This is a genomic window from Bordetella petrii (genome assembly GCF_020991325.1).
Taxonomy (GTDB): domain Bacteria; phylum Pseudomonadota; class Gammaproteobacteria; order Burkholderiales; family Burkholderiaceae_B; genus Bordetella_A; species Bordetella_A petrii_E.
The window spans coordinates 1-8,490 of record NZ_JAJMLX010000201.1 but is presented as its reverse complement, the minus strand read 5'-3'; the positions used below and the strand labels follow the sequence as shown (position 1 = coordinate 8,490).

9 protein-coding genes and 1 pseudogene are annotated in these 8,490 nt (G+C 63.5%); 8 read left to right on the top strand and 2 right to left on the bottom strand.

Annotated features, from left to right (window positions below; genetic code table 11):
* Nucleotides 1–266 (bottom strand): annotated as a pseudogene (locus tag LPZ50_RS17840) (repressor LexA); the annotation flags it as partial.
* 157 nt (nucleotides 267–423) lie between these two features.
* Nucleotides 424–1,629, bottom strand: a complete 1,206-nt coding sequence (locus tag LPZ50_RS17835) for an amino acid aminotransferase (protein WP_230663199.1) — start codon at nucleotides 1,627–1,629, stop codon at nucleotides 424–426.
* Between the two features lie 75 nt (nucleotides 1,630–1,704).
* On the opposite strand from LPZ50_RS17835, the gene uvrB reads away from it, so the two are divergent.
* From uvrB to LPZ50_RS17795, 8 genes are all read left to right on the top strand, one after another.
* On the top strand, nucleotides 1,705–3,732 hold the full coding sequence (uvrB, locus tag LPZ50_RS17830) for an excinuclease ABC subunit UvrB (RefSeq protein ID WP_230663197.1): 2,028 nt from the start codon (nucleotides 1,705–1,707) through the stop codon (nucleotides 3,730–3,732).
* Between the two features lie 205 nt (nucleotides 3,733–3,937).
* Nucleotides 3,938–4,429, top strand: coding sequence for a low molecular weight protein-tyrosine-phosphatase (locus LPZ50_RS17825; protein ID WP_230663195.1), 492 nt, complete (start codon nucleotides 3,938–3,940; stop codon nucleotides 4,427–4,429).
* 164 nt (nucleotides 4,430–4,593) lie between these two features.
* Entirely contained in the window at nucleotides 4,594–5,127 is a 534-nt protein-coding gene (gene iscR / locus LPZ50_RS17820; protein WP_230663193.1) for a Fe-S cluster assembly transcriptional regulator IscR, read from the top strand.
* Nucleotides 5,128–5,143: 16 nt separating this feature from the next.
* Nucleotides 5,144–6,355 carry an IscS subfamily cysteine desulfurase gene (locus LPZ50_RS17815; RefSeq protein WP_230663191.1) on the top strand — a complete coding sequence of 404 codons (1,212 nt, stop codon included), beginning with the start codon at nucleotides 5,144–5,146 and terminating at the stop codon, nucleotides 6,353–6,355.
* 31 nt (nucleotides 6,356–6,386) lie between these two features.
* Nucleotides 6,387–6,809: a Fe-S cluster assembly scaffold IscU gene (gene iscU / locus LPZ50_RS17810; RefSeq protein WP_230663189.1), complete on the top strand. Its 423-nt coding sequence runs from the start codon at nucleotides 6,387–6,389 to the stop codon at nucleotides 6,807–6,809.
* Between the two features lies 1 nt (nucleotide 6,810).
* Complete coding sequence (gene iscA / locus LPZ50_RS17805; RefSeq protein WP_230663186.1) at nucleotides 6,811–7,134, top strand: iron-sulfur cluster assembly protein IscA; 324 nt, start codon at nucleotides 6,811–6,813, stop codon at nucleotides 7,132–7,134.
* Between the two features lie 3 nt (nucleotides 7,135–7,137).
* Entirely contained in the window at nucleotides 7,138–7,650 is a 513-nt protein-coding gene (gene hscB, locus LPZ50_RS17800) for a Fe-S protein assembly co-chaperone HscB (protein ID WP_230663185.1), read from the top strand.
* A 64-nt stretch (nucleotides 7,651–7,714) separates the two neighbouring features.
* A partial coding sequence (locus LPZ50_RS17795; RefSeq protein ID WP_230663183.1) for an Hsp70 family protein occupies nucleotides 7,715–8,490 on the top strand: 776 nt, incomplete at its 3' end.

Sequence of the window (8,490 nt, the reverse complement as noted above, 5' to 3'; positions counted from 1 at the left end):
GCCAGGCCGGCCATGGCGGCGGCGGGCGTGGAGGGGGGGGCGGTATCGGGGGCTTCGTTAAGGCGGATGCCGCGCGAGGCCCCCGCGGTGAGTTCAATGGCGCCCTTGCGCGCCAGTGCCTTGAGGTGGTCTTCGGCTGCGTTGGGCGAGCGGAACCCCAGTGCGCGGGCGATTTCGGCGCGGGTGGGCGGGAAACCCGTGCGCGCCACCGTCAACCGGATGAGATCCAGGATTTCCTGCTGGCGGTCGGTAAGTTTGCTGGCCATGGCGGTGATCCGATGCTAACTGTATGGATATACAGCAGCGATTCTGGATGACCCTGAGCAAAAAAGCAAGTGCCCGGCCGGCCGCGGAGCTCGCATGGCCGCGCGGCCATGCAAAAGGGCCCCGGATGGGGCCCCTGGGCTGGCATGCAAGCCGTGCTTACTGCTTGATGACCGCGGCGATGGCCTTGGCAACGGTTTCGATGTTGCGGCTGTTCAAGGCCGCGACGCAGATACGGCCGCTGGCCACGGCATAGATGCCGTGTTGTTCGCGCAACTGGTCGACCTGGGCTGAGCTCAGGCCCGAATACGAGAACATGCCGCGCTGCTGCAGCACGAAGCTGAAGTCCTGGGTGGCGCCGGCCGCCTTGATCTTGTCTACCAACTGCTGGCGCATCAGGCGGATGCGGTCGCGCATGCCGGCCAGTTCCTGTTCCCACAAGGAGTACAGTTCGGGCGTATTGAGCACGCTGGACACGACGGTGCCGCCGTGGGTGGGCGGGTTGGAATAGTTGGTGCGGATGACGCGCTTGAGCTGGCTGAGCACGCGCTTGGCTTCATCCTGGTTGCCCGCCACCACCGTCAGGGCGCCGACGCGCTCGCCATACAGCGAGAACGACTTCGAGAACGAGGAGCTGATCAGCATGGTCAGGCCCAGGTCGGCGAACAGGCGCACCACTGCGGCGTCTTCTTGCAGCCCGGCGCCGAAGCCCTGGTAGGCGATGTCCAGGAACGGGACCAGGTTTCGGGATTTCACTACCTGGGCGATTTCCTTCCATTGCTCGGCCGTGGGGTCCACGCCGGTGGGGTTGTGGCAGCACGCGTGCAGCACCACGACGGTTTGTTCCGGGGCGGCCTGCAGCGAGGCCAGCATGCCCTGGAAGTCCAGGCCGTGCGTGGCCGCGTCGTAGTAGGCATAGGTGTCCACCTGGAAGCCGGCGCGTTCGAACAGGGCGCGGTGGTTCTCCCAGCTGGGGTTGCTGATCAGCACCTTCGACTGGGGCAGCAACTGTTTCAGGAAATCGGCGCCGATTTTCAATGCGCCGGTGCCGCCCAGCGCCTGGGCGGTAAGCACGCGGCCTTCGGCCGCCAGGGGCGAATCGGCGCCCAGCAGCAGGGTCTGGGCCCCTTTGTTGTACCCGGCGATGCCTTCGATGGGCAGGTAGCCGCGGGCGGCCGCCGCCTCGATGCGCGCGATCTCGGCCTTGCGGACGGCGGACAGCAGCGGAATGCGGCCTTCGTCGTCGTAATACACACCCACGCCCAGATTGACCTTACCGGGGCGGGTATCGGCGTTGTACTGTTCGTTCAGGCCAAGAATCGGGTCGCGCGGCGCAAGTTCGACGGGATCGAAAAGAGAGCTCATGAGGTTCGGTATGGGTAGGTGGACGCAGAAGGCACTGCTGTGGATAATGGGGGGTTTACCCTGAGACAGTCTAGCATGACCGCTCCTGGATTCGTCGAGTTCCCTGACAGCCCGTTTCATCTGTACCAGCCGTATCCCCCGGCGGGCGACCAGCCCGGCGCGATCGACGGCCTGGTCGAGGGCATGCGCGATGGCCTGATGTACCAGACCCTGCTGGGCGTGACGGGCTCGGGCAAGACGTACACCATGGCCAACATCATCGCCCGGCTGGGCCGGCCGGCCCTGGTGCTGGCGCCCAACAAGACGCTGGCGGCCCAGCTGTACGCCGAAATGCGCGAGTTCTTTCCCAAGAACGCGGTGGAGTATTTCGTTTCCTACTACGATTACTACCAGCCCGAGGCGTACGTTCCCACGCGCGACCTGTTCATCGAGAAAGACTCGTCCATCAACGAGCACATCGAGCAGATGCGGCTGTCCGCCACCAAAAGCCTGCTGGAGCGCCGCGACACGGTCATTGTCGGAACGGTGTCATGCATCTACGGTATCGGCAATCCCGGCGACTACCACGCCATGGTGCTCATCCTGCGCTCGGGCGACCGCATTTCCCGCCGCGAGGTGCTGGCGCGCCTGGTGGCCATGCAATACACCCGCAACGATGCCGATTTCACCCGGGGCACGTTCCGGGTGCGCGGCGAAACCCTGGACATCTTCCCCGCGGAAAGCCCGGAACTGGCGCTGCGCGTCACGCTGTTCGACGACGAGATCGAAACGCTCGAGCTTTTCGACCCCCTGACGGGACGCGTCCGCCAGAAGGTGCCGCGTTTTACCGTTTACCCCGGTTCACACTACGTTACTCCGCGCGATACGGTGTTGCGCGCCATTGAGACCATCAAGGAAGAACTGCGCGAACGCGTCAAGCAACTGACAACCGACGGCAAGCTGGTGGAAACCCAGCGCCTCGAGCAGCGCACCCGCTTCGATCTTGAAATGCTGCAAGAGCTGGGTTTCTGCAAGGGCATCGAGAACTACTCCCGGCATTTGTCGGGCGCCGCGCCGGGCGAGCCTCCTCCCACGCTCATCGATTACCTGCCGGCCGACGCGCTGATGTTCATCGACGAAAGCCACGTCACGATGGGGCAGCTTGGCGGCATGTACCGCGGCGATCGCGCCCGCAAGGAAACCCTGGTGCAATACGGGTTCCGCCTGCCTTCGGCGCTGGACAACCGGCCGTTGCGCCTCGAGGAATTCGAGGCGCGCATGCGCCAGTGCGTGTTCGTGTCGGCCACCCCGGCTGCCTACGAGCAGGAACACACCGACAACGTGGTCGAGCAGGTGGTGCGTCCCACCGGCCTGGTCGACCCGCAAGTCGAGGTGCGCCCGGCTCACACCCAGGTCGACGACCTACTGGGAGAAATCAAGCTGCGGGTGGCCGCCCAGGAGCGCGTGCTGGTCACCACACTGACCAAGCGCATGGCCGAAGACCTGACCGACTTCCTGGCCGAGCACGGGGTGCGCGTCCGCTACCTGCATTCCGACATCGATACTGTCGAGCGGGTGGAGATCATCCGCGACCTGCGGCTGGGGGCCTTCGACGTGCTGGTGGGCATCAACCTGCTGCGCGAGGGCCTGGATATCCCGGAAGTCTCGCTGGTAGCCATTCTGGATGCCGACAAAGAAGGTTTCCTGCGGTCAGAGCGCAGCCTGATCCAGACCATAGGCCGGGCCGCCCGCAACTTGAACGGGCACGCCATTCTTTACGCCGACACCATCACGGCCTCGATGCGCCGCGCCATGGACGAGACCGAAAGGCGGCGCACCAAGCAGGTGCAGTTCAATGCCGACCACGGCATTACGGCCCGCGGCGTGAGCAAGGCGGTGCGCGAACTGATAGATGGCATTGTCGCGCCGGCCCGCCACGACACGCTCGAGGCGGCCATCGCTCCGGACGTGCTGGCTGACGAGAAGTCTGTGGCGAAAGAAATCCGCCGCCTGGAAAAGCTGATGACCGACCATGCCCGCAACCTGGAGTTCGAGCAGGCCGCGGCCGCGCGCGATGCCCTGAATGCGCTGAAACAAAGGGTGCTGCTGGATGGCAATGGGTAGGCGGAAAGAGGCCTGCTGTTGCGTTGCGATGAGGTTTTCCGGTTTGTTACAGAAACGCCCGAAAAAACATCAGATTTCGCTTTATGTTATTGCATTAAATTATTGATTTCATAGAAATAAATTATACTCGCTTTTAATTTGCATACGCTTGCGCAAATGCAAAAAACTCTTGCTATATTCCGGGTTTTCCCGCACACTTGCACCCATGATGACCAAGGTACTTTTCGTTTGCATGGGTAATATCTGCCGCTCGCCAAGCGCAGAGGGTGTTTTTCGCCATTTGGTAGGCGATGCCGGTTTGAGCGAGGTCGTGCGCGTGGATTCCGCGGGCACGCACGCGTACCATCTCGGCGAAGCCCCCGACGCCCGGGCGCAGGCTGCTGCCCGCAAGCGCGGCTACGAGATCAATCACTGCGAAGCCCGCCAGGTCACCGCGGAAGATTTCCGCGACTTCGATCTTATCCTGGCCATGGACTGGGACAACCTTTCCGCTTTGCAGCAACAGTGCCCCAAGGCATATCAGCATAAGCTGATGCTGTTGATGCGCTTCGCCAACGAATTCGAAGAAGCCACGGTACCCGACCCTTACTATGGCGGCCCGGAAGGCTTCGGCAAGGTGCTGGACTACCTGGAAGACGCCTGTCAGGGCGTGTTGGAACTGGTCCGCAAGCGGGCCACGCAATACCAGGCAGCCTGAACGCCGCCGGCCTGGGCCGGCCTAGAAAAACCGCGCCACGGCGCGGTTTTTTACGACTTTGAAGTCTTAGCGTTTTAGTCGGGAATTTGCTATACTTGAGGTAATTACTCGGGTATTGGCCCCCCGGTTCTGGAGCGGCCAGCCGGTTTTGACAGGAATCCAACATGCGGCTTACGACGAAAGGGCGTTTCGCGGTCACCGCGATGATCGACCTGGCCATGCGGCAGCACAGTGGTCCGGTAACTCTCGCTGCAATCAGCCAGCGCCAGAACATTTCGCTTTCCTACCTGGAACAGCTTTTTGGCAAGCTGCGCCGCCACGAACTGGTGGACAGTGTGCGCGGCCCCGGAGGCGGCTATTCGCTGGCCCGGCTGGCGCGCAATGTCACCGTGGCCGACATCATTTTCGCGGTCGACGAGCCCCTGGATGCCACCAACTGTGGCGGCAAGCATGACTGCACCAGCGGCAAGGACGGCAAGTCTGGCAAGTGCATGACGCACGAGCTCTGGACGACCCTGAACCGCAAAATGGTTGATTACCTCGATTCCGTGTCCTTGCAAGACCTGGTCGACCAGCAACGGCTGCGCCAGTTGCAGGAAGCCACCAAGGCGGCCCAGGGATGCACCGCGGTGCGGGTAGAGCGGGGGGCCGCCAGCGCCGCCGCCGCGCCGCCTGTCGCCGCCGACGCCACCGTATAAGCAGGAGTAGCAATACATGTCCACCCGCCCGATTTATCTTGATTATTCCGCCACTACGCCGGTTGACCCGCGCGTTGTCGAGCAAATGGTGCCCTGGCTGTACGAAAACTACGGCAACCCGGCCTCGCGCAGCCATGCGTTTGGCTGGGAGGCCGAAGACGCCGTCGAGAACGCCCGCAAAGAAGTCGCCGCCCTGGTCAACGCCGATCCGCGCGAAATCATCTGGACGTCCGGCGCCACGGAATCGGACAACCTGGCCATCAAGGGGGCTGCCAATTTTTACGCCGAACGTGGCAAGCACGTCATTACCGTCAAGACCGAACACAAGGCGGTGCTGGACACCTGTCGCGAACTGGAGCGCCAGGGTTTCGAAGTGACCTACCTGGATGTGCGCGACGATGGCCTGCTCGACCTCGACGTGTTCAAGGCGGCGCTGCGGCCAGACACCAGCCTGGTGTCGGTGATGATGGTGAACAACGAAATCGGCGTTATCCAGGACATCGAGACGCTGGGCGAAATCTGCCGGGAAAAGGGCATCATTTTCCACGTCGACGCGGCGCAGGCCACCGGCAAGGTCGAGATCGATCTGCAAAAGCTCAAGGTTGACCTGATGTCGTTCTCGGCGCACAAGACCTACGGCCCCAAGGGTATCGGTGCGCTTTACGTGCGCCGCAAACCGCGGGTTCGCATCGAGGCGCAGATGCACGGCGGTGGCCACGAACGCGGGTTCCGCTCGGGCACGCTGGCCACGCACCAGATCGTTGGCATGGGCGAAGCCTTCCGACTGGCCCGTGAAGAAATGGGCACCGAAAACGAGCGTGTCCGTATGCTGCGCGACCGCCTGTGGGCGGGTCTGTCGCAAATCGAGGAAACCTACCTGAACGGCAGCCTGGAACAGCGCGTGCCGCACAACCTGAACGTCAGCTTCAATTATGTAGAGGGCGAGTCGTTGATCATGGCCATCAAGGAACTGGCGGTGTCCAGCGGTTCGGCCTGCACCTCGGCCAGCCTGGAACCTTCTTACGTGCTGCGCGCCCTGGGCCGCAACGACGAACTGGCCCACAGCTCGATCCGTTTCACGCTGGGGCGCTTCACTACCGAACAAGAAGTCGATTTCACCATCGACCTGATCAAGAGCCGCGTGGGCAAGCTGCGCGACATGTCGCCGCTGTGGGAAATGGCCCAGGCGGGTATCGACCTGAACACCGTGCAGTGGGCGGCCCACTGAGCCGCCACGCGATCGACACAGGAGAAACATCATGGCTTACAGCAGCAAAGTTCTGGATCACTACGAGAATCCTCGCAACGTGGGTTCGTTCGAGAAGGGCGACGAGTCGGTGGGCACCGGCATGGTCGGCGCGCCGGCTTGTGGCGACGTGATGAAGCTGCAGATCAAGGTTGGCGAATCGGGCGTCATTGAAGACGCGCGCTTCAAGACCTACGGCTGCGGTTCGGCCATCGCGTCCAGCTCGCTGGTTACCGAGTGGGTCAAGGGCAAGACGCTGGACGAGGCGCTGAATATCCGCAACACGCAGATCGCCGAAGAGCTGGCCTTGCCGCCCGTGAAGATCCACTGTTCCATTCTTGCCGAAGACGCCATCAAGGCGGCGGTGCAAGACTACAAAGACAAGCACGCGGCGCCGGTCGAGGCCGAAACCGTGGCGGCAGCGGCGGCGAACTGATATGTCCGTTACCCTGACCCAACAGGCGGCCTCGCATATCGAGCGCTACCTGCAGAAGCGCGGCAAGGGCGTGGGCTTGCGGCTGGGTGTGCGCACCACCGGGTGCTCCGGCATGGCTTACAAGCTCGAGTACGTGGACGAGCCCGCCGCGGAAGACCAGATCTTCGAGAGCTTTGGCGTCAAGGTATTCGTGGACCCCAAGAGTTTCGCCTACCTGGACGGCACCGAGCTCGACTACGCGCGCGAAGGCCTGAACGAGGGCTTCAAGTTCCGCAACCCCAACGAAAAGGCGACCTGCGGCTGCGGCGAGTCGTTCACGGTGTAGGTCTTGGCGGCGGACGACCACTTCAGCCTGTTTGGCCTGCCCGCTCGGTTCGACCTAGATGTCCAGGCGCTGGAACGCGCCTGGCGGACGGTGGCCGCGCAGGTGCATCCCGACCGCTATGCCACCGCCAGCCCGGCGGAGCGCCGCGTGGCCATGCAGTGGTCCGCGCGCGCCAACGAAGCGTACCGGCAATTGCGCGATCCGCTGCTGCGGGCTCGCTACCTGTGCGAACAGGCGGGCATAGACCTGCAAACCGAGAGCAACACGGCGATGGACCCGGCGTTCCTGATGCAGCAGATGGAATGGCGTGAAATGCTGGACGATGCGCGCCGGGATGCATCCGGTTTTTCCGTGCTGGAGCAGGAACTGGAGCAGGCGCGCCGGCAAATGCGCGGCACGCTGGCTAAGCTGCTGGACGAACGGCAAGACTACGCCATGGCTGGCGCCAAGGTACGCGAATGGATGTTCGTCGAGAAGCTGGCCCAGGAACTGGCCGCCGCGCGGCCGGCGGGCTGATGCCTGCCAGGGCCGGCAAGTTCGTGGCGCGCCGTCATCACGCTTTCAGATCCGAAGCATAAACATGGCCTTATTACAGATTTCCGAGCCAGGCGAATCGCCCGCGCCGCACCAGCGCAAGCTGGCGGTGGGCATAGACCTGGGCACGACCAATTCCCTGGTGGCGGCGGTGCGCAGCAGCACGCCCGAAGTGTTGCGCGATGCCGATGGCCAGGCCTTGTTGCCGTCCGCGGTGCGCTACTTTGCCGACGGCAAGGTAGCGATAGGCCGGCAGGCGCTGGCGCAGCAGGCCAGCGACCACCTCAATACCATCGTATCGGTCAAGCGCTTCATGGGCCGCTCGCTGGATGAAGCGCGCGCCAGCGGGGCGCCCTACGAGTTCGTCGACGCGCCGGGCATGGTGCGGCTGCATACCGTGCAGGGCGATCTCAGCCCGGTGGAGATTTCCGCGCAGATCCTGGCCACGCTGCGCCAGCGCGCCGAGGATGTATTGGGCGACGACCTGGTGGGCGCCGTCATCACGGTGCCTGCGTATTTCGATGACGCCCAACGCCAGGCCACGCGCGATGCCGCGCGGCTGGCCGGCTTGAATGTCCTGCGGCTGCTGAACGAGCCCACCGCGGCCGCCATTGCCTATGGGCTGGACCAGGCCGCCGAGGGCACGTATGCCGTGTACGACCTGGGTGGCGGCACTTTCGATGTGTCTATCCTGCGGCTGACCAAGGGCGTCTTCGAAGTGGTGGCCACCGGCGGCGATACCGCCCTGGGCGACCGGGACATGCTGGACACACCGTTCTCGGTGAACAGCTATACGGTGCAAACCATCGAGAACCAGCAAGC

Bases quoted from the DNA above. Each gene is read 5' to 3' on its own strand.
- LPZ50_RS17825 (WP_230663195.1), top strand. From the start codon at position 3,938: ATGATGACCAAGGTACTTTTCGTTTGCATGGGTAATATCTGCCGCTCG.
- iscR (WP_230663193.1), top strand. From the start codon at position 4,594: ATGCGGCTTACGACGAAAGGGCGTTTCGCGGTCACCGCGATGATCGAC.
- uvrB (WP_230663197.1), top strand. From the start codon at position 1,705: ATGACCGCTCCTGGATTCGTCGAGTTCCCTGACAGCCCGTTTCATCTG.
- LPZ50_RS17815 (WP_230663191.1), top strand. From the start codon at position 5,144: ATGTCCACCCGCCCGATTTATCTTGATTATTCCGCCACTACGCCGGTT.
- LPZ50_RS17835 (WP_230663199.1), bottom strand. From the start codon at position 1,629: ATGAGCTCTCTTTTCGATCCCGTCGAACTTGCGCCGCGCGACCCGATT.
- iscU (WP_230663189.1), top strand. From the start codon at position 6,387: ATGGCTTACAGCAGCAAAGTTCTGGATCACTACGAGAATCCTCGCAAC.
- iscA (WP_230663186.1), top strand. From the start codon at position 6,811: ATGTCCGTTACCCTGACCCAACAGGCGGCCTCGCATATCGAGCGCTAC.